17 protein-coding genes and 1 riboswitch are annotated in these 19,963 nt (G+C 69.4%); of the genes, 7 read left to right on the top strand and 10 right to left on the bottom strand.

Annotation, left to right across the window (positions count from 1 at the left end):
- Position 1 precedes the first annotated feature (1 nt).
- Complete coding sequence (locus FHX50_RS05065) at positions 2–1,006, top strand: Fpg/Nei family DNA glycosylase (protein WP_183375020.1); 1,005 nt, start codon at positions 2–4, stop codon at positions 1,004–1,006.
- Positions 1,006–1,491 carry a GNAT family N-acetyltransferase gene (locus tag FHX50_RS05060; RefSeq protein WP_183375018.1) on the top strand — a complete coding sequence of 162 codons (486 nt, stop codon included), beginning with the start codon at positions 1,006–1,008 and terminating at the stop codon, positions 1,489–1,491. The genes FHX50_RS05065 and FHX50_RS05060 overlap by 1 nt, the downstream gene beginning before the upstream one ends.
- Positions 1,492–1,513: 22 nt before the next feature.
- Here the strand turns inward: FHX50_RS05060 and FHX50_RS05055 are convergent, their stop codons facing one another.
- Entirely contained in the window at positions 1,514–1,921 is a 408-nt protein-coding gene (locus tag FHX50_RS05055) for an ankyrin repeat domain-containing protein (RefSeq protein ID WP_343064044.1), read from the bottom strand.
- Positions 1,922–2,018: 97 nt separating this feature from the next.
- On the bottom strand, positions 2,019–3,605 hold the full coding sequence (locus FHX50_RS05050; RefSeq protein ID WP_183375016.1) for an HNH endonuclease: 1,587 nt from the start codon (positions 3,603–3,605) through the stop codon (positions 2,019–2,021).
- Between the two features lie 338 nt (positions 3,606–3,943).
- Between FHX50_RS05050 and FHX50_RS05045 the strand changes: the two genes are divergently transcribed.
- Together FHX50_RS05045 and FHX50_RS05040 are read left to right on the top strand one after the other, a co-directional pair.
- Entirely contained in the window at positions 3,944–4,630 is a 687-nt protein-coding gene (locus FHX50_RS05045) for a DUF6318 family protein (protein WP_183375015.1), read from the top strand.
- Between the two features lie 497 nt (positions 4,631–5,127).
- Positions 5,128–5,739, top strand: coding sequence for a hypothetical protein (locus FHX50_RS05040; RefSeq protein ID WP_183375012.1), 612 nt, complete (start codon positions 5,128–5,130; stop codon positions 5,737–5,739).
- 21 nt (positions 5,740–5,760) lie between these two features.
- Here FHX50_RS05040 and FHX50_RS05035 read toward each other — a convergent pair whose 3' ends face one another.
- The 5 genes from FHX50_RS05035 to FHX50_RS05015 all read right to left on the bottom strand — a co-directional run bounded on the left by FHX50_RS05035 (position 5,761) and on the right by FHX50_RS05015 (position 12,168).
- Positions 5,761–7,884 (bottom strand): ATP-binding cassette domain-containing protein, encoded by a 2,124-nt coding sequence (locus FHX50_RS05035; protein WP_183375010.1) that lies wholly within the window; start codon positions 7,882–7,884, stop codon positions 5,761–5,763.
- A gap of 13 nt (positions 7,885–7,897) precedes the next feature.
- Positions 7,898–8,503 carry an ECF transporter S component gene (locus FHX50_RS05030; protein ID WP_183375008.1) on the bottom strand — a complete coding sequence of 202 codons (606 nt, stop codon included), beginning with the start codon at positions 8,501–8,503 and terminating at the stop codon, positions 7,898–7,900.
- A 53-nt stretch (positions 8,504–8,556) separates the two neighbouring features.
- Positions 8,557–8,661: riboswitch (TPP riboswitch) on the bottom strand.
- A gap of 59 nt (positions 8,662–8,720) precedes the next feature.
- Positions 8,721–9,293: a hypothetical protein gene (locus FHX50_RS05025; RefSeq protein ID WP_183375006.1), complete on the bottom strand. Its 573-nt coding sequence runs from the start codon at positions 9,291–9,293 to the stop codon at positions 8,721–8,723.
- Positions 9,290–11,287 carry a M13 family metallopeptidase gene (locus FHX50_RS05020; protein WP_183375004.1) on the bottom strand — a complete coding sequence of 666 codons (1,998 nt, stop codon included), beginning with the start codon at positions 11,285–11,287 and terminating at the stop codon, positions 9,290–9,292. The genes FHX50_RS05025 and FHX50_RS05020 overlap by 4 nt, the downstream gene beginning before the upstream one ends.
- Positions 11,288–11,349: 62 nt before the next feature.
- The gene (locus FHX50_RS05015) at positions 11,350–12,168 is read right to left on the bottom strand and encodes a hypothetical protein (protein WP_183375002.1); all 819 of its coding nucleotides are present in this window, start codon (positions 12,166–12,168) and stop codon (positions 11,350–11,352) included.
- Between the two features lie 249 nt (positions 12,169–12,417).
- On the opposite strand from FHX50_RS05015, the gene FHX50_RS05010 reads away from it, so the two are divergent.
- The gene (locus FHX50_RS05010) at positions 12,418–13,440 is read left to right on the top strand and encodes an ADP-ribosylglycohydrolase family protein (protein WP_183375000.1); all 1,023 of its coding nucleotides are present in this window, start codon (positions 12,418–12,420) and stop codon (positions 13,438–13,440) included.
- 60 nt (positions 13,441–13,500) lie between these two features.
- Here FHX50_RS05010 and FHX50_RS05005 read toward each other — a convergent pair whose 3' ends face one another.
- A complete protein-coding gene (locus FHX50_RS05005; protein WP_183374998.1) occupies positions 13,501–16,080 on the bottom strand; it encodes an FtsX-like permease family protein in 2,580 nt (859 codons plus the stop codon).
- Positions 16,081–16,094: 14 nt separating this feature from the next.
- Positions 16,095–16,850: an ABC transporter ATP-binding protein gene (locus tag FHX50_RS05000; protein WP_183374996.1), complete on the bottom strand. Its 756-nt coding sequence runs from the start codon at positions 16,848–16,850 to the stop codon at positions 16,095–16,097.
- Positions 16,851–16,982: 132 nt separating this feature from the next.
- Between FHX50_RS05000 and FHX50_RS04995 the strand changes: the two genes are divergently transcribed.
- Together FHX50_RS04995 and FHX50_RS04990 are read left to right on the top strand one after the other, a co-directional pair.
- A complete protein-coding gene (locus tag FHX50_RS04995) occupies positions 16,983–17,444 on the top strand; it encodes a DUF1801 domain-containing protein (protein WP_183374994.1) in 462 nt (153 codons plus the stop codon).
- On the top strand, positions 17,441–18,748 hold the full coding sequence (locus FHX50_RS04990; protein ID WP_183374992.1) for an MFS transporter: 1,308 nt from the start codon (positions 17,441–17,443) through the stop codon (positions 18,746–18,748). Before FHX50_RS04995 ends, FHX50_RS04990 begins: the two co-directional genes overlap by 4 nt.
- Here the strand turns inward: FHX50_RS04990 and FHX50_RS04985 are convergent.
- Positions 18,741–19,928 carry an MFS transporter gene (locus tag FHX50_RS04985; RefSeq protein WP_183374990.1) on the bottom strand — a complete coding sequence of 396 codons (1,188 nt, stop codon included), beginning with the start codon at positions 19,926–19,928 and terminating at the stop codon, positions 18,741–18,743. The genes FHX50_RS04990 and FHX50_RS04985 overlap by 8 nt on opposite strands.
- Positions 19,929–19,963 lie beyond the last annotated feature (35 nt).

The raw sequence follows: 19,963 nt of genomic DNA, 5'->3' as shown, positions 1-19,963 counted from the left end.
CATGCCCGAAGGCCATTCGATCCATCGACTGGCCCGCGCGATCACAGCCGCATTCGGGGACACCCGGGTGCGGCTGTCGTCGCCGCAGGGCCGGTTCGCGGAGGAGGCGGCCCAGCTGGACGGCTGGCACCTCCACCCGGCCGACGCGTTCGGCAAGCACCTCTTCCTGCCGTTCTCGCCCGACGCGGACACCGACCCCACCCTGTTCGTCCACATCCACCTGGGACTGTACGGGTCGTGGACGTTCGCCGGCGACGAGGACTTCGCGACCGCGCACGCCATCGGCGCACCCCGCAACCGCATCCATGAGGAGGGCACGGACTGGCGGCTGATCCAGCCGGGACAGAACGTGCGCCTGCGCATCACCGGCCACCACGGCCTCGCCGATCTCACCGGCCCGAACCAGTGCCGCATCATCGACTCCGCCGGCCGCGCTGAGGTCACGGCCCGGCTCGGCCCGGACCCGCTGCGCGCTGATGCCGATCCCGACGTGTTCGTGGACGTGGTGAAGCGCTCGCGGACCACGATCGGTGCGCTGCTGATGAACCAGCAGGTCGTCGCCGGCATCGGCAACATCTACCGCGCCGAGCTGCTGTTCAGGGCTCGTCTTGATCCGACCGTGCCAGGCCGAGACCTGTCGCGACCCGCGATTCGCGCGATCTGGGACGACCTGGTGCCGCTGATCCGCTACGGGCGGCGCACCGGCCGCATCGTCACCACGCAGCCGGAGCATCGGGCGATCCACGCCGCGATCCAGGAGCGGTCCGTGCCGACCTACCAGAACGATGACGACCACCCGGATGCGGTGCCGCGGGAGGAGTCGTTCTACGTGTACCACCGGCAGAACCTGCCGTGCCGCATCTGCGATGCGACGATCCGCACCGCGATGGTGCAGGGCCGCACCGTGTTCTGGTGTCCCCGCTGCCAGCGCCGGCGCGTCAACGCCGCCCGTTGGATCCTTGACCATCCCGCCGGCCCGTGGGCCGACCCCGAAGGAGCTGTTTGATGTCGACCCTGATCACCCTGGATGCTGACCTTCCGGAGGGCATCACGATGCATGCCGCTCACATCCGGGACATCGACCCGGTCATGGTGTACCTGCTGGCGAAGCTGAGGCAGGACGTGTTCACGATGGAGCAGGGCGCCACGGACGCGGATCTGGATGGTCGCGAGACTGAGGACGGCACCCGCCTCGTGTGGTGCGAGCGCGTCGGTATTCCGCTGGCGCATCTTCGTGTCCTGGATGATGGCGCGAATCTTCGCATCGGGCGTCTCGCGGTCAGCAAGGACGCGCGGAGGCTGGGCCTGGGCGGCCGCGTGATGCGGGCGGGCCTCGATCTGACGGAGCAGATCGACGCAGACCGCGTGGTGAAGATCGACGCGCAGTCCTACCTGGAGCAGTGGTACCTCGACATGGGCTACGTGACCACGGGCGATCACTTCATGGAAGCCGGCATCGACCACGTGCCGATGGAGTTCCGGCACCGCTGAGGCCGCGTCGCCGCCGCGGGGGTCAGGAGTTGAACAGCTCCGTCATGTCGGTGCGCTGGAAGAATTCGGCGGTGGCGCGGGCCGACGGGTTCCCGGCGTCGAGGTCGGCGCCGCCGTCTTTGAGTGCTCTCACGGTGTCGATGTCGTTCTTGAACACGGCGCCGGCGATGGGGGTCTGACCGCGATCGTTCTGGCGGTCCACGTCGGCCCCGCGTTCGATGAGTTCGCGCACGAGGTCGGTGTGGCCGTGGTAGGCGGCGAGCATGATCATGGTGTCGCCGTTGGCGTTCTGCATATCGAGGGGAGCGCCGGCGTCGAGCGCGGGGCGCAGCAGTTCCAATTCGCCGGCGCGGGCAGCGTCCATGATGGCGTTGGCGAGTTCGATGGCGTCGGCATCTGGCATGGAGTTCTCAGAGAAGTCGGTGTTCACGCATCCCAGCCTATCGGGGCCCATTCATGGGCGCCCGCGTAATCCCGAGTGTCCCCGCTGTCTGCACGCGGGGACGCGGTGAATCCACTGCGAAGGGTCACTGGATCATCCGCATGGTGCGCGGCGGTGGGAGATAGTCGCACGCCGTCATGAATCTTCGGCGCAGCGGGGTGCTGCGGGTCCGCTCGTGTTCCGTCGCCGGAGTGCTGGTGGCTCCGGCCGGACTTCGGTGGATTGGTGCTGCTGGGCTGTAGCTCGGGTAGTGGGTGGTGATGATGCCGACGGTGCTCGCCCACGTCAGACCGTCACCCCTCGGTGTGGGACGGGCCTTGTGGATGTGGTCCGCCTTGGTGAGGTTGTCGGAGGCGTCGAGCGCGGCGCCGTTGCGGATGCTGGTCGGTCCTCCGCAGGTGGCGGGGTGAATGTGGTCAGTGTGGGTGGCGGTGCCGTTGCAATAGGGCGCTTCGCAGATCCCCCCGGCGCGCATGCGGATGAATTCGGCCATGGCGCCGGTGAATCGGCGCTTCTTCTGTTCCATGTGGATGAGCTGCCCGCTTGTGGGGTGGGTGAACAGCCGGCGGATCCAGGCGGTGTCCGGGTTCCTTCGGATCGCGCTGACGAGTTCCTCGAGCGGGACGGGGTTGTAGCCGTCGATCAGTGCGGGCCCGCCCTTGTCCGGCTCGAGCAGCTGCCGGTCCGTCATAACGATGTTGAGGGTGAGACTGGAAGGCGATGCGGGCCGGTCCCCGGTGATGATCTGGGCGAAGGCATCCGCCATCGCCTGATGACGTGTCAATTGGAAACGTTTCATTCCTGTCGTGCCCGCAGCCTGCTGTGATGCGCTGGTTCTGCTGATCGGGTCCCCGTCGGCGCCCCCGATGCCCCCGACGTCAGGGCACGGCTCATTGTTCCGTTCGCGGATGAGCGTGTTCGCGGCGGCTTCGAGTGCGGTGAAGGCACGGTGGGCGTTCAGGCGGGGGAGGACGGCGCGGATGATGCTGGTGCCGTCGTCGGCGTCGTGGATGGTGACGCGCCGATTGTGGTGGGCGCGTCGGGTCCGGTCGCGGAGGACCTGCGGATCCAGTTCGGCTATGCGGCGCCGCGCCTGATTGCGCCACGCACGAGTTCCGGCCGCTGACAGCTGTGCGGCGTCCTCAGCGAGAACGTCATCGAGGCGCTGTTGGTGCTGAAGCGTGGGCGCGAGCGCGGCTTCGCCCGTGATGGCGAGGGCGGATTCGTGGTCGATCCTGCCGGCGGCAACGGCGTCACGCAGCTTCGGCATGGAGGAGTTCATCAGAGCGTGAGCGGCGATGAGACGGCGGGCCCTGTGGTGGGACTGGCGCATCCATGTGCCGATCTCATGGGCGGCGGCCCGAGTCGCGATCTGGCGTTTCGCCAGGGCAGCCGCGGCGGAGTCGCTGGGGTGGGGCGGGTTCTCTGCGACGGTGGCCGCTGTGGCCTGAGCAGCCAGAGAACCCATGAGAAGGGTGATCTGATCACGCGCAGCAGCGACCACGGTGGTGGCGGGTCCGTATTCTTCGGCGTGGGTCAGCGGCTCGGCCATGAGCTCGTCGTGCAGAGTGGAGATCTCCTCAGCGAGAGCGAGCGCAGCGGAATGTATGCGGTCCAGTGTGGGGTTGGTTGAGCGCGGGAGCTCGTGCAGGGGACCGAGATCGATCGCCATCGCTGAGTCGCCTCCTTTCGCTGATAGTCGAGTGGTCCTCCGGCGAGGGAACCGCCGGTCTGTGCTGTGTGGACGTCTGTTCCTTGGGGTTCCGGTCGTGCCGTCAGCGTAGGAGAGGGGTGCGACATTTAAAGTCGGGGGGTCTGTTCCTGCTGGTCAGGGCTGGTTTCTGGCGAATTCTCGCTGTGGAGAAGTGATCGTCCCCAGTGACGGCGTGAGGTCGACGAGGACTGCTAGAGGTCACGGTCTGTCCACAATTTCTGTGATTCATGCCCGCGGGTGCTGGTGAGCTGGTTGGGTCGTGGGCATGACTGTTCCCCTTCCCGAAGGAGACACCGATGTCCCCTCGTGTCCTGCGCCGTTCCTTCAGCACCGCCGCTGCGGCGCTTATGCTCGCATTCAGCGCCGCCGGGTGCGCGTCGAAGGACGAGCCGCCGGTGATCACACCGAAGCCGGAGCCCAGTGCAGGTTCGCCGGCATCGGACGCAGGCGATGATGGCTCAGTCGCATCCGATGGCGGCGGTGGCGCCGCTGCGAAGCCGACGGATGCCGCCATCGACAAGAGCCAGCTCCCGCCGGAGAACCGCGACCTCAAGGCTCCCGATCCCAAGGACTACCCCGGGTTCTACGAGAAGACGGATGAGGGGGCAGGTGCTGTTCTTCTCTATTTCGTTGATGCCATGCATTACTACGAATCGACAGGGGACGACTCTCCTCTCGCCGACGTATACGACGCTGAGCAGTGCACAGGATGCAGGCAGGTCACCAAACATGTGGCAGAAGCGATTGTGGACGGAACCTACTCTGCGCCGACCGAAGCGCAGATCCAGGAGCACTATGTCAAGCACAATAAGGACCGCGTGCTGGCTTACGTGGAATATGGAGTCCCGTCCCGGAAATTTCTTTCGGGCGCAAAAGCCGGGGAGAATCGGCCTGCGCTGACCGTTAAACTTGCCGCCCTTGTTGAATGGAACGGGGAACATTGGGTCATCCTCGGACTCAACGCCGAGAACGAAAAAGGCTAAGCATGAGAACTCGAATGATTGCTGGACTCATGGCCGCATACTGGATGTGCAGTACCGCGACCGTCGCCTATGCAGGTAACTCCGATGACAACTATTGGGGTGCTACAGACGGTGACCAGAGCTTTCTCGTTGAAGCAGAGTCAGTTCCGTCGGGCCGGACAGATGCGGGGGCACCATTCGCAGTCTCGCGACCTAAGCATGGCAGCAAACCGCGATCACGCACTCCTGGCGGGCCGTCTGTGAAACGCCCCGCGAAGCAAACGGTCCGGAAGCCTCCGCGGTTCATCTCGTTGCAGAGCTCGATCGAAGGTGAAGGGTGCATCCCCGGCGCAGTCGCGTCGTGCGGTGTTGGGGAACTGACCTGTCTCGAGGATTCGGCGACCGGTGCACAGTCCGTCGCCTACCGCCGGCGCGGATCACCAGTACCCGAAGGGATGCGCCCGTGCACCGCGAAACCGGCTGAGCCGGCGAAACCCGCTGCACAGGAAGCCGAGGCAATGCCGACGGTGCAGGCGAACGCGACCGGGTTCGGTGAACTGGTCATCACGCCGCCCACAGGCATGCGGGCGCCCGGTTTCGACTACGTTCCGGTGCGGATCCCGATCACGTACTGGGCTAAGGGCGACGAGGTGCAGACGCACACCCAGACCATCCTCGGCCACGAAGTGACGATCACTGCGCGCGCTGAGTCCTATGAATGGGACCTCGGCGACGGCAACACCCTCACCACCACGTTCCCGGGTGGGGCGCCGACGAAGAAGGGGCCGGGCGCGATCTTCCATTACTACCGGTTCCAGGGCTGGTACCAGGTCACGATCCGCACCACCTACTCCGGCAGCTATTCCATCGACGGCGGTGAGGAGATCCCGATCGACGGCACGGTCACGCTCGATTCCGACCCTGGCTGGTTCTATTCGAAGTCGCTGCGGGCCCGTCTGACGGGTGAGAACTATGAGGCGAAGCCGATCGAGGTGCCGCCGCGCACCGCTGAGAACCTCGGCCGGAAGGATCCGGCCGCTGAGCATCGCGACCTGACCGAGGCCATGAACGACCGTGCCGAGAAGAAGCGCCTCGACCGAATCCGCGAACGCGGTGCCCGGCGCAGATGAGCCGGCGGCGGCTCCACCGGATCAGCCGAGCAGGAGGCGCACAGCGAGCGGAACGAAAGCGAAGACCAGCACCAGCACCAGCCCCACCGCGTCGATCCGATGGAACCGCGAGCGGTGTGCCCAGGTGCGGTCCTTCGCCTCCGCGAAGCCACGTGCATCCATCGCCACAGCCTGAGTCTCCGCACCCCGCAGTGTCCACACCAGCAGGGTGAGGGTCGCCCCCGCATACAGCTTCACCGGGTTGCGCCGGTGAATGCCGCGCACCCGTCGGATCAGCAGGATCTCCGACCATTGGGCCCGGATGTGCCCCACCCGGACCAGCCCCGCGGTCATCGCCGCCATCGCCCGCGCAGGCATCCGCAGATGCTGGGCGAGCGCCTGCCCGAGCCGCGTCGGATCCACAGCCTCCGCCAGCACAGCACCCGGGGCCACGAACGCGAACAGGCGCAGCGCCTCCGAGGCGGCGAGCGCCCACGTCGCCGCCTCACCCCAGGGCCGGCCGGACAGAAGCAACGTCGACCAGGCGAGGGACAGCGCCGCCAACGACACCGGCAGCAGGCGCAGCCCCAGCCGTTTCGGCGTCCGCGCCGCGAGCGGCACCACCAGCAGCGTCAACGATGCCGCCACCGCACCCACCAGCAGTGAATCCACAGCGAAGGACCCGATCGCCGCAGCCAGCGCCACGGCGATGATGACCAGGGGATTCATGCCGTCGGCGGGTACCACCGGCGAGCGGCGCACCCGCGGAATCGGCGCGGAGGCAGCCCCGTCGGCCGGCCGGCGATGCATATCGGAGCGGGAGGCCGACGGGACCAGCGGCACCTCCCGCTCCGCCTCCGCGACCAGACCCGGATCGTGCGTGGCCGCGATGACGGCGACCCCGGCGTCGCGCTGGGCGCGGATCATGTCCAGCACGTCACGGCGGGCGAGGGGGTCGAGCCCCACCGTCGGCTCATCGAGCAGGAGAACGGGTCGGTTCGATGCCGTGGCGGCGGCGAACGCGAGGCGTCGCTGCTCCCCGCCCGACAGGGTGAACGGATTCGCCTGCGCCAGGTGGCCGATCCGCACCTGCTCCAGGGCAGCACGTGCCGCCTCCTCGGTGACGCCGGGCGTCGCCATCGCCTCGCCGAGAACTGTCGACGCGCAGAACGAGATCTCCGGATTCTGCGGTAGGAAGGAGCACGGCCCCTCGTCGATGAGGCGGCGCAGCAGGGTGGACTTCCCAACGCCGCTCGGGCCGGTCAGCACCACCAGGTCGCCGGGATGAGCAGTGACGTGGACGGTCTCAGCGAGAAGATCGGATTCAGCGAGGGCGCCGTTGACGTCCAGGACAGGGGCCGATGAGTGCGCGGCGGGCCGGTCGTGAAGAGCAGATGCCGCCGGAGGAGAGGCAGGCGAGGCTGGGGCGGGAGGAGCACTGCACGGCTCGATCGCGAGACCGAGCTCGCACAGCAGCTCCGGCTGGTGCAGGTCGATCCGCTCCGGTGTGTCGTCCGCGAGGATGCGGCCGCCCGGACCGAGGACGATCACGCGGTCCATCTCATCCCACCAGGCGTCCAGGCGGTGATCCGCGATGACGAGGGTGCGCCCGGTGGCGTCGGCGGCGGAGAGGATGGAGGCGCGGATTTCGCGGGCCGTCGCCTCATCCACCATCGACAGCGGCTCATCCATCAGCATCACCGCACTGGTCACCGCGAGAGTACCCGCGAGCGACAGGCGCTGCTGCTGGCCGCCGGACAGGGCGAACGGGTCGGTGTGCAACGGCGCATCGAACTGCGCGAGGGCGCGCGCCCGCTCCACCGTCTCCGGCATGTCCGCGGGCGGCACCTGTTCGTTCTCCGGTGCGAAGGCGATGTCGAGCCCGGCGTTCGCGGCGACGATCGCGTGCGCCGGGTTCTGCACCATGAGGGCGCGGCGGGACGCGTCCGCAGGCTCGGGCGGCACCTCACCGGTGGTGTCCCCGTCGGCCAGGAGGCCCGCGAGGGCCCGCAGCAGGGTCGATTTGCCGGACCCCGACGCGCCCGCCAGCAGCACACGCTGCCCAGCGGGGATGCTGAGCGTGACATCGGTGAGCGTGGGGGAGCGGCGGCCCACCGGGGTGAAGGTGAGGCCGCGCAGTGCGAGGGCGGAATCGGTCGGGGTCACGGCGGCGGGCATGTCAGACCGCGGTGCGCTCGGCGTGCTCCCGTCCGGGAGCGAAGCGGTTGATCGCACCGGTGGATGCCAGCAGACGGGTCAGCAGAAGGCCCAGCCCAGCGGTCAGGACCAGCCCGGAGATCAGGAAGAACACCAGGTACATGCCCTTGAAGAACACGTCCCACTCGGGGAAGTACGCGATGATCTCGTAGATCCATTCGAAGAACACCGACAGGCATGCGCCGAGGGCGGCGGGTGCCCAGCCGAAGCGGCGGTAGCCGAACACGGCGAACCCGATCTCCATGCCGAGGCCCTGAGCAGCGCCGGAGATGACGGCGCCGATGCCGAAGTGGGAGCCGAGCAGGGCCTCCAGGATCGCGGCGATCATCTCCGCGCCGAGCGCGGCGCCCGGTTTGCGGACGATCAGCAGCGCGAGGATCGCCGGCAGGCACCAGATGCCCGTCAGGATGCCTTCGGCGGGGCGGAACAGCGCCGTGACCGGACCGATCGCGGTGTAGAACAGGGAATATCCCATGAAGGCCACACCGAAGGCGACGCCGATCAGCACCGTGACGAGGATGTCGATGGTGCGCCAGCCGCGCTCGGGGGCGGTGGGGGTGGTGGTCATCGTGGTCTCCTTTCCCAGCGGAAAGGGCCGGTGGGTGCGCTGTTCGCCGCCACCGGGAGATCGTCCCGACTTCCTTCGCCGGTGCTAACCGGATCAGGTTCGAGGGTCTGCGCGCCTGCGCACTCTCAGCACCGCTCGGTGCTCCCCTGTCTGACAATGACGGCCACGAGTGTAGGCGCTCCCGGCGGGAGGGGGCCAATCGGCGGGGCCGACGGGTTCAGCGCTTCGCCCGGATCACCTGCGCGAGCGTGTGCGCCGCCGCGTCCGGGTCGACGGGGGACAGCAGGAAGCTGCGGCCCCGATGCCCGACCACTTCGACGATCCGCCCGCCCTTGGTGACGGCGCATTCGGCGTCCTGCCGCTCGTCGACCGCTGTCAAACGGCGCAGGCCGTCGACCTCCTCGATGGCGGACATCTGGGCGCGCAGCACGCGGCCGCGCCGCAGACCGAAGCCGCCCACCTGGGTGCCGACCTGGTCGCCGGGGATGCGGCGGATCTGTACGGTGCGGAACTCCTCTGCGGGCCAGGTGCGGGCGGGCCAGAAGCCGCCGCGCGACACGGTGATCCCCTCGGGGTCCACGATGAAGGTGAGGGACTGGTTCATCCATTCCCGCACCGCCAGCGCCGTGAACAGCACGATGAACGCGGCCGCGACGAGGAGCGCCTCGGCGCCCCGCATCCACAGCACCAGGGGGACCGCGACCAGGGCGATCACCAGCGGTGCTGCGATGCGGGTCCAGCCGACGGGGCCGGGGGTGATCCGGCCCTTGTGGAACAGGTTCTTGCTCACCAGATCGACACGCGCTTCTCAGGAGCGAGGAACAAGGAATCGGACTCCGTGACGCCGAACGCGTCATGGAACTCGTCCATGTGCCGCACCACGCCGTTGGTGCGGAACTCGGCGGGCGAGTGCGGGTCGATCGCGAGACGACGGATCGCCTCGGCTTCGCGGTACTTGGCGCGCCAGATGACCGCCCAGGCGAGGAAGACCCGCTGGATGCCTGTGAATCCGTCGGCCCCCGTCTCGTCGGCGGTGTCGCCGGCGAGGTGGCGGTAGGCGTCCAGGGCGATCGAGAGTCCGCCGAGGTCGCCGATGTTCTCACCGATGGTGAAGGCGCCGTTGACGGTGTGCTCGTCGTCGAGGTCGCGCGGGGACATCGCGGAGTAGTCGTCGATGAGGGCGCGGGTGCGGTTCTCGAACTCCGTGCGGTCCTCCTCCGTCCACCAGGAGCGGAGGTTGCCTCGTCCGTCGTACTTGGATCCCTGGTCGTCGAATCCGTGGCCGATCTCGTGGCCGATGACGGCACCGATTCCGCCGAAGTTGACGGCGTCGTCGGCGTCCATGTCGAAGTACGGGGCCTGGAGGATGGCGGCGGGGAACACGATCTCGTTCGCACCCGGGTTGTAGTAGGCGTTGACCGTCTGCGGGGTCATGTGCCACTCGTCCGGGTCCACCGGCTGGGCGAGCTTCGCCATCTGGTGGGCGTGCTCATGGCGGGCGACGGCAAGGCGCTGATGCAGCAGGGAACGGTCGTCGATCTCCAGCTCGTCGTAGCGGCGCCACGTCGCCGGGTAGCCGATCTTCGGCGTGAACTGCGTGAGCTTCTCCAGGGCCTTCTCGCGGGTTGCGGGGGTCATCCACTCCAGATCGGTGATGGAGCGGCGGTAGGCGTCGATGAGGGCGTCCACCAGTTCCTCCATCCGCTGCTTCGCCTCCGGCGGGAAGTGCTCGGCCACGTACATCTCACCGATCGCCTCACCGAGAGCGTCCTCCACGAATGCGACGCCGCGCTTCCACCGCTCCTTCAGCTGCGGGACACCGGTCAGGGTGGTGCCGAAGAACTCGTGGTGCGCGGCGACGAACTCATCCGACAGATACGGCGCGGATGCGACGACGAAGTGCAGCGCCAGCCACGCGCGCAGGTTCTCCAGCGGTTCGTCCGCCCACAGTGTGCTGACGCCCTGCAGGTACTCCGGCTGGCCGACGTTGACGTCGGACAGCTCGGCGAGGTCGACGCCGAGACCGCTGAAGTGGGCATCCCAGTCGAAGGCGGGGAATGCGGCGGCGCGCTGATCGGCGTCCATCCGGTTCGTGGACTTCTCGCGGTCCCGCAGGCGCACCACGTCGACGTGGTGAGCGGCGATCCGCTTCTCCAGGTCGACCACGGTCTCGGCGAGGGCACGGGCGTCACCGTCGGGCAGGCCGGCGCGGCCCGGCAGGGATGAGAGGTCGGCGAAGCGGGCGAGGACATCGGTGTACGCCTCGACGATCGGGGCGTACTGCTCCTGGCGGTAGAAGGACTCGTCGGGCAGGCCGAGGCCGGACTGGAACACCTGCGCCTGGTTGCGGGAGGAGTCGTCGGCGTCGTGCCACACTCCGACCGCGATGACGGCGGTGGCGGACTCGGGGCGGGCGGCGACCTCGGTGAGGGCCGAGCGGGAGTCAGCAGCGAGGATGCGGCCGACGAACTCCTCCAGCGGCTCGGCGCCGGCGCGGTTGGCCGCGTCCTCATCCATGAACTGGGTGAACAGGGCGCCCACCTTGTCGGCATCGGACTCGATGGTTCCGCGGTCGGCCTGGTCGGCGGCGAGCCGCTGGGCGAGGGCGTGGACGCGCTCCTCGGAGAGGTCCCGGAGGCGGGTGAATTCGCTGTCGCCGGACTTGTCCTCTGCGATCTCGTGGGCGGCGAGCCAGGCGCCGTTGACGTGGCCGAACAGGTCGTCCTGGATGCGGATGGAGGGGTCCCGCTGGGACAGGTCGAGACCGGACGTGGGCGTGCTCATGCACTCTCTCCTTCGTGGGGTGGGATGCAGTGACCCACGCTACCAGCGGTGAGAGGCCGAGATCACACGCCGATCGTCGCGGGCACGAGCACGAGTGCGATCGCCAGCAGGAGGGTGAGCACGGAGATGACGATCGGGGCGTACAGCCACGGTGAGCGGGCGCGCCTCTCAGCGCTGTAGCGCTGCACCACCAGGGTGGAGAACCCGGAGGCGACCGACAGGATGAACGCCGCGCCGGCCATGATCGGGGCGGCGGCCACGAGGACGGTGGCGGCGAGCTGGAAGATCAGCACGGCGGCGATGTCCACGAAGCGCATGGTCATGGCGCGGCGCACCGACAGCTTGTCGTTGAGGACGGACAGCACCGTGTTCTTCGACCAGTCGCCGGGGCGGAGGATCCGTCGGCGGCTCATCACCAGCTGGGCGGTGGTCAGCACCGCCCACACGGTCATCGCGCCCACGCCGATCCACAGGCCGAGCGGGCCGGGGCCCTCGCCGACGAACAGGACGAGGCCGAGCAGCACCACCGCGAGGCGCAGCGCCTCCTCGAAGCCGACGCGCGCCACCAGCAGCACGGGGGAGTTCGCGAGGTCGCCCGCGACTCGGCTCGCCACGGCGCTGAGCGCGATGAGGGAGGCGAGGTGGCCCAGGCCCATGCCGATGCCGAGCAGGAGCACGAGCGGGCTGGACGGGGTGAGGATGAGGGAGCCGGCGATCAGCACGATCGCGAGGGCGGGCACTGCGAGGGAGAGGACCGCGAAGCCCTTGCCGAGGCCCTGCACCACGTCCGAACCGGTCGGCCCGTGGTCGTGGTCGCTGCCGCAGGAGCAGGCGTTCGTCGCGGGGTCCACGGTGTGGTCGGCGGCGGTGTTGGCTGACACGGATTCTCCTTCTTGCAGGTCGGCGTTCAGGATACCGTCGGGATGCGGTGGCTCTCGAGAGGTGCCGACGGGGCTGTGAGGCTTTCGTCAGCGGTCGACGTGAACTCCATGTCTTTTCGGATCGAATTCCCTGCGGCCGCGGAGCCTTCTGTGGGACGATTGCCCTGATCAGCAGGGGTGCCGACGGCGACGGAGCCGCGGCCGTCTCGCCGCTGATGCCCTCGCAGGTCGACACCAGGAAGGAGCGCCGTGACGCCCAGTGAGCTCACCGAGGAGCTGCGGGAACGCACCCTCGGCTCCATCCTGACCGCCGCCACCGGCGACGCTCTCGGAGCTCCCTACGAGTTCCAGCCGCCCATCTCCTCCTCCGAGGACGTCGACATGATCGGCGGCGGCATGCTGAACTGGGAACCGGGGGAATGGACCGACGACACCTCCATGAGCGTGGTGATCCTCGGAGTGGCTGCCGATCCGAAGATCGGCCCGGACCTCACCAGCACGGAGGCCCTCGACCAGATCGCCGCCGGCTGGTACCGCTGGTCGCTGAACACCCCCGACATCGGGGTGCTCACGTCGAAGGTCATCACCCGCGCTGTGGAGAACGCCTCCTCCGACGGCCGCGCCGTCCCGAGCGCCCACGACTTCCGCTGCTCCGCCCAGTCGATCTACGACACCGACGGGCAGGGAGCCGGCAACGGCGCCCTCATGCGCACCTACGCCGTGGTCACCACCTGCCTGTTCACGCCGAAGGAGCACCTGACGCGCTCCGTTCTGGCCGTGAGCTCGCTGACCCACGTGGACCCGGAGACCGACGACGCGGGCGTCATCTGGGCGCACGCCATCCGCCACGGCATCCTCACCGGGGAGCTCAACCTGCACGCGGGGATCGACCAGATCCCCGAGGAGCGGCGCACTCTGTGGCTGAAGCGGATCGACGACGCCGCGAGCGCCCCCAGCACCTTCTTCAACCGCAACGGCTGGGTGGTGCATGCGCTGCAGGCCGCGTGCTCCGCGATCTTCGCCGCCGGGGACGTGCCGGAGGACAAGTATGAGCAGCGCGCCTACGTCTCGACTGTGCTCGACAACGCGGTCCGCGCCGGCTTCGACACCGACACCGTCGCCTGCATCGCCGGTTCCCTCGTGGGAGCAGTGCTCGGCTCACGGGCGGTCGACCCGATGTGGCTGCGGCGCGTGCACGGCTGGCCCGAGTACACGGCGCGGGACCTCGAGGAGCTGATGGACCACATCCTCGCCCTGCAGACCACGACCTGACACCAGAAGGCCCCCGCTGATGCGGGGGCCTTCTGCGTGCGGGGCCGATCCGGCGGCAGGTCAGTCCGCGGCGGCGAGGGCCTCAGCGGGGGAGACCTTCGCGGCGGACCGCGCCGGGATCACCGAGGCGAGCAGACCCGCGAGGATCGCCAGCACGACAACGGCCAGCAGGGTCACCCACGGGATGCCGATGACGAACGGGACGCTCGCCGGCACCACGGTGCGGGCGCCGACCACTCCGAACACGGTTCCGAGCAGGAGGCCGATCGCGGCGCCGACCAGGGCCATGATGACGCCCTCCCAGGCGAGCATCGCCCGGATCTGTCCCTTCGAGGTGCCGAGAGCGCGCAGCAGGGCGTTCTCGCCGCGTCGCTCCACCACGCTGAGCGAGAGCGTGTTCATCACCCCGACCAGAGCCACGAGGACCGCAACAGCCAGCATGCCGGTGGCGAACATCAGCAGTCCGTTGACGGCGGTGGTGAACATGTCGCGCTGAACACCCGGCATGTCCAGTCCCAGACCCGCGGGGTTCTCCTCATCGGCGCCGTCGTCACCGTCCTGGGCCTGCGGGCCGAGGACGGAGCCGACCTCCGTCAGTATGGTGGGCGCATCCGTCTGCTTCCGCTGCGGATCCGAGCGCTCCGCGAGCCGCGCAGCCACCGCCGTTTCGGGCGAGGTCGAGAAGTGCTGGACGGTCTCCTCGGTGGTGAGCGTGAGGCTGAGCGACTCGTTCACGCGGACCCTGACCTTCGTGCCGTCGGGTGCGGTGAGGGTGTCGCCGTCCTTCAGACCGAAGCTCTCCGCGCGGTCCTTGCCGACGAGGACCTCGTTGTCGCGGACGTCGTCGGCGAGGCCGTCGAGGACGCTGACGCGCTCGATCTCATCCCGGTCGAAGCCGAGGATGGTCATCATCTCGCCGTTCGGCGCCTTCACATCGACGCTGACGCCCTGCACCGCGGTCTCGACTCCGTCGACCGCCTGGGTCCGCTTCGCACTGGAGTCCGTGAAGGCGGCCGAGGAGGCGATCACGTCGAACGGGGAGGAGGAGTTCAGCTCGGTGATCAGGGTGCGCTCCGCGGTGTTCGCGCCCACGCTCATCGTCGCCATCAGCGTGGTGCCGATGACCAGGGCGGTGATGGTGGCGGCGCTGCGGCGCGGGTGCCTGCCGGCGTTCAGAGCGGCGAACCGTCCGGGAACGCCGCCGATGCGACCGAGCACTGCGCGGAACAGGCGCATGATGGCGGGCACCACGACCAGCACACCGGCGATGACGCCGATCATCATGACGATGGTGCCGAGGATCGCCACGAGCATCGGCACCGCGGTGACAGCCGCATCGGGCGAATCGTTGCGCAGGGCCAGGAACCAGCCGGCGGCGAGCAGGGCCGCGCCCGCTGCGACGAGCAGCGCGGCGACGAACGTGCGGATCACCCCCGCGCCCTTGCCGGCCGCCGCTTCGATCGGGCGCAGCGCCTCCACGGGTCGCACCTTCGTGGCGGAGATCGCCGGGACGAGCCCCGCGGCCACCGTCAGCAGAACGCCCAGCACGATCGGGACGATGATCGCGAGGATGGACAGGGGCGGCAGCGGCGGGAACGCGGTGGAGGAGGTGATGCGCAGCAGGTTCAGCGCACCGGTGCCGGCCAGGTACGCGAGCACCACGCCGATGACGGCGCCGACGAGGCCGACGAGGGCGGAGTCCTTCAGCACGAGCCGCACCACCTGGCCGCGGGTGGCGCCGAGTGCGCGCAGCAGCGCGAAGGAACGGCGGCGCTGCGCAACGGTCACGGCGAACGTATTCGCCACCACCAGAGCGGCGGTCACCACGGCGATCGCGACGAACGAGCCGAGCGCCACGGTCAGGGACGCGACCATGACGAGCACGGCGGAGTTCATGTCCTTGATGACCTGCTCGGTGGTGGTGGCGTCGAACCCGTCGGCCTGCAGCTGCTTCACCACCTGGGCCGGGTCGGTGCCGTCCTCGACCTGGGCGTAGATCGCGGGGCCGCCGAACTCCACGGGGTCCCCGGCGAGGGTCGCTGCGCCCTCGCTGGTCATCACCAGCGGGGAGGCGCCGAGCAGGGCGCTCTTGGGGGTGTCCTGGATACCGGCGACCGTGAGGCGGACCGGCTTGCCGTCGGTCACCTTCTGCAGCACCAGCTCATCGCCCACCGCGAGGTCGTTGTCCTCGGCGATGGCGGTGTCGATGAGGACCTCGGACGGCGAGGACGGCATCGACCCGGAGTTCAGGCGCGTGTCGCTGTCGGCGCCGGGAGGCGCGACCTGCACATCGACGAACGCCCCGGGAGTGGCGAACGGGTTCTGATCGTCGATCTTCGACTCATCGGCGACGAGCTTGCCCAGCAGGTTCTCCGGCACCGGCCAGGCGGCCCTGACCCCATCGGTCTTCTCGACATCGGCGGGCGCGATCTGGCCGGCCACGCCGGTCTCGTCGTCGACCGTGGGCTGGACGATCACGTCGGTGCCGGCGTACTGGCCCTCCACCTGAGCGGTGATGATGCCGGACACGAACGTGATCGCGAGGATCACAAGGGACACGAACGCGGTGGCGAGGGTGACGGTGACGACTGCTGCGGCCTGCCGGTGCGCGGGCTGCAGACGCAGACGACTGCGCTTCATGACGGCGGCTCCTCTCACTTCGTCGCGGCCGATGCGTGCGGCACGGCCTCGTCGGCGATGATGCGGCCGTCGGCCAGGGTGATGATGCGGTCGGCGCGCTCAGCGGCGTCGCGCTCATGCGTGACCATGACGACGGTCTGGCCGAACTCCTCCACGCTGGTGCGCAGGAAGTCCAGCACCTCATCGGTGGTGGCGGAGTCGAGGTTGCCGGTGGGCTCATCGGCGAACAGCACCGACGGGCGGGTCACCAGTGCGCGGGCGATCGCGGTGCGCTGCACCTGACCGCCGGACATCTGGCTCGGCAGGTGGGTGAGGCGCTCGCGCAGACCGAACCGGTCCACCACGGTGTCCATCCAGGCGCGGTCCGGCTTCTGCCCCGCCAGCTCCAGCGGCAGCAGGATGTTCTGCTCACAGGTCAGCATCGGCAGCAGGTTGAACGACTGGAACACGAAGCCGACGCGCTCGCGGCGCAGCTTCGTGAGCTGCGAGTCGCTGAGGCCGGTGATGTCGATGCCGTCGATGACGACGCTGCCGGTGTCGAGGCGGTCGAGTCCGGCGAGCATGTGCAGCAGGGTCGACTTGCCGGAGCCGGACGCGCCCATGATGGCGGTGAAGCACCCCCGCTCGATCCGGAGGGTGACGTCGTCGAGGGCGCGGACCTCGGCATCGCCCTCGCCGTAGGACTTCCGCAGTCCGGTGGCGGTCACCTGAGCGGTGGGGGAGGCATCGGCCGACGGGTCCGGCGCGTTCACTGGTGCAGTCGAGGACATGGCGTTTCCTTCGCTCGGGGAATCGGTTCACCACGATCATCCGCCGCGGCGGTTCCCTGCGGCATCAATCGCTGGGAGCGACCCGAAGATGCCCGGTCATCCGATGGTTGTAGCTGTCAGTACGCTGGGAGCATGACGGACGAAACGTTCAGCGCCGCCGAGCGCGCAGCCATGACGCAAGCAGCCGCCGAGCGGAAGGCTTTTGCGGCCGCCGCGAAGAAGGGCGGGACCCGCGCGGGGAGGGCCGCGGCGAAGCGCGCCGCGGAGCTGACCGCCTGCACCGACGCGATCGCCGCCCTGCCGGAGAGCGACCGCGCCATCGCCGAAGCCGTCCACGAGATCGTGTTCGCCGAGGTCGAGGACGTGCGCGCCAAGACCTGGTACGGGTTCCCCGCCTACCACCTCGACGGGCCCGTGATCGCGTTCGTGCAGCCCGCCTCGAAGTTCGGCACCCGCTACTGCACGCTCGGCTTCAACGACGGCGCCCAGCTCGACGACGGCGCGATGTGGCCCACTTCCTTCGCCGTCCTCGAGGTGAACGATGAGGTGCGCGAGCGCATCACCGCTCAGGTGCGCACCGCCTTCGGCGCGTGAGCGCGGCAACCGCCCCGGTGGGGACAGCACCGGTGGGCGCATCCGGTCGGGCGAGGCGGGCCGTCGCCGGCGGCATCGTCGGCAACCTCATCGACCAGCTGCACATCTTCGTGCCGGTGGTGGCGCTCGCCCCGGCGCTGCCCACCCTGATTGGGTCGGACCGCATCGAGCTCGCCGCCGCGCTCGTCATGGCCGCCACACTGATCGGCCGCCCCGTCGGCGCCGCCGTGTTCGGCAGCATCGCCGACCGCGTCTCCCGCACCGCCACCACCCAGATCGCGATCGGCGGCACCGCGCTCTGCTCGCTGCTGATCGCCCTCGTGCCCGGACACGCCACCCTCGGGGTGGGGACACTGGTCGCGCTGATCGCGCTGCGCTTCCTGCTCGGCATCGCCATCGCCGGCGAGTACAGCGCCGCGATCCCACTGGCGATGGAATGGTCCGCGCCGCGCCGACGCGGCCTGAACTCGGGCCTCATCATGGCGATGGCGCCGCTGGCCCAGGCCGGGATCGCGGCGTTCACCGCCCTCGCCCTGCAGGGCCTGGGACCGGATGCCTACGCCCAGTGGGGGTGGCGGATCATCTTCCTGATCGCCTCCGCGCTCAGCGTCGGCATGCTGATCTTCTACCGGCGCCATGTGGTGGACGCCGCGGCGTCGACATCGGCTGAGGCAGCGGCGCGGACGCGGCTGTGGGACGTCGTGGCGGGCCGGTGGGCGAAGCCCTTCTGGCAGCTCTTCGCCCTCATGACCGGACTGTGGCTGATGACCCAGATGACCGTCATCGTCATCGTCGGCCGGCTCAGTGCATCGGACGGGCCCGGACTCGACGCGGATGACACCGCACTGATCATGCTCGCCGCTTCCATCGCGCAAGCTGCGGTGATGGCGGTCGCGGGTCATGCGTCCACACTGCTGGGGCGCCGCCGCTTCCTGACGCTGTGGGGCGTCGGTTCGGCGGTGCTGGCACCGGCCGTGTGGATGTGGGCAATGGGCACGGGCACGCTGGGCGCGGCGCTGGCGCCGGTGGTCCTGCTGCAGATGGTGACGGTCCCGGTGTACGGCCCGATGGGCGCCTACATCTCCGAATCGTTCTCCGCAGCGGTCCGCTCCCGCGGCTACGGCACCGCCTATTCGGCGTCGATCGTGCTGCCATCCCTGACGATGCTGTACATGCCGCTGCTCGACCGCGCTCTGGGGCCACTGGTGGCGCCGGCCGTCGTGCTCGGCGCGGCCGGACTGCTGGTGGCGGCCGCCGCGCTCGCCGGACCGGCCGCCCGCCGGGAGGAGGAGCCGCTCAGCTGAGGCGCACCCGTCGGCCCTGGTGGAACGCGACCGCCGCACCCACGAGGCCGCCCACGACGGTGACCAGCAGACCGATCCTCAGACCCGCCGACACCGACACCAGGCCGATGATCGGCGACGTCGCGAGCATCCCGATCCGCATCGACCACGACAGCACCGCGACACCGGTGCCGTGCCGGAGGCCGGGGATCGCGTCGGCGCCGGCGAGCGCAGCCGGCACGAGCGGGCCGCATCCCAGCCCCATCAGCATGAATCCGGCGATGCCGACGACCGGGGCCGAGGCGAGCGCAGCGGTCGCACCGCCCGCGGCGATCAGCACGCCGCCACCGACGGCAGCCGCATGCATGCCGAATCGGCTGCTGATCGGATCGGTCGCGAAGCGCCCCACCACCTGCGCGGTGAGCGTCAGGGTGAAGGCGAGTCCGGCGACGCCGGGGGAGGCGCCGAGTTCGCGGCCGGTGAACAGTGCGGACCAGTTGTTCGCGACGTCCTCCACCATCGTCCCGGCGATCGCCAGCAGCGACAGGGCCAGCAGGGTGATCACCGCGGGCCCCGCAGGACGGCGCGTCGATGCGGCACCGGCCGGCGCGTCCTCGGCGTCGGCGTCGCGCACGAAGCGCTCAGGGGTGCGGGCTGCGGCCGCGGCCGCCACCACCACGAGCACCCAGATGCACGAGTTGATGCCCATGTGCACCAGCAGGGGGACGGAGGCGGCGGCCGCCCAGGTGCCGATCGCGCCGCCCGCAGCGGCGCCGATGGACCAGGCGGCGTGCAGGGAGCCGAGAATGGTGGACCCCTTCCAGCGCTGCACGGCGAGGCCCTGCAGGTTCTGCGCCGTGTCGACGACGGCGTCGGCGGCGCCAGCGGCCATCATGGCGAGGACGAACAGCGCGGCCGTCGGCGCGCCCGCCGCAGCAGTGACCAGGCCGCCCACCAGGATCGAGCCGGCGACCATCGTGGGCAGCGCGCCGGCCCGGCGGATCACCGCTCCAGCCGCCGGCGCGGCGATCAGCGCACCGATCGCGGTGGCGATGACGACGAACCCGAACGCGTGGTCATCCAGCGCGAAGCGGTCCTTCACCTCCGGCAGGCGCGGCATCAGCGAGGCGAGCAGCGCCCCGTTGGTGAGGAACTGAGCGGAGATGCCCAGGCGGGCCAGAGACGGCGAGGGGGTGAACATCCCGCCACGCTCCCACGGAACCGTGCGACTCAGCC

The organism is Helcobacillus massiliensis (assembly GCF_014191425.1).
Taxonomy (GTDB): domain Bacteria; phylum Actinomycetota; class Actinomycetes; order Actinomycetales; family Dermabacteraceae; genus Helcobacillus; species Helcobacillus massiliensis.
This window is presented reverse-complemented; position numbering and strand designations above follow the sequence as displayed.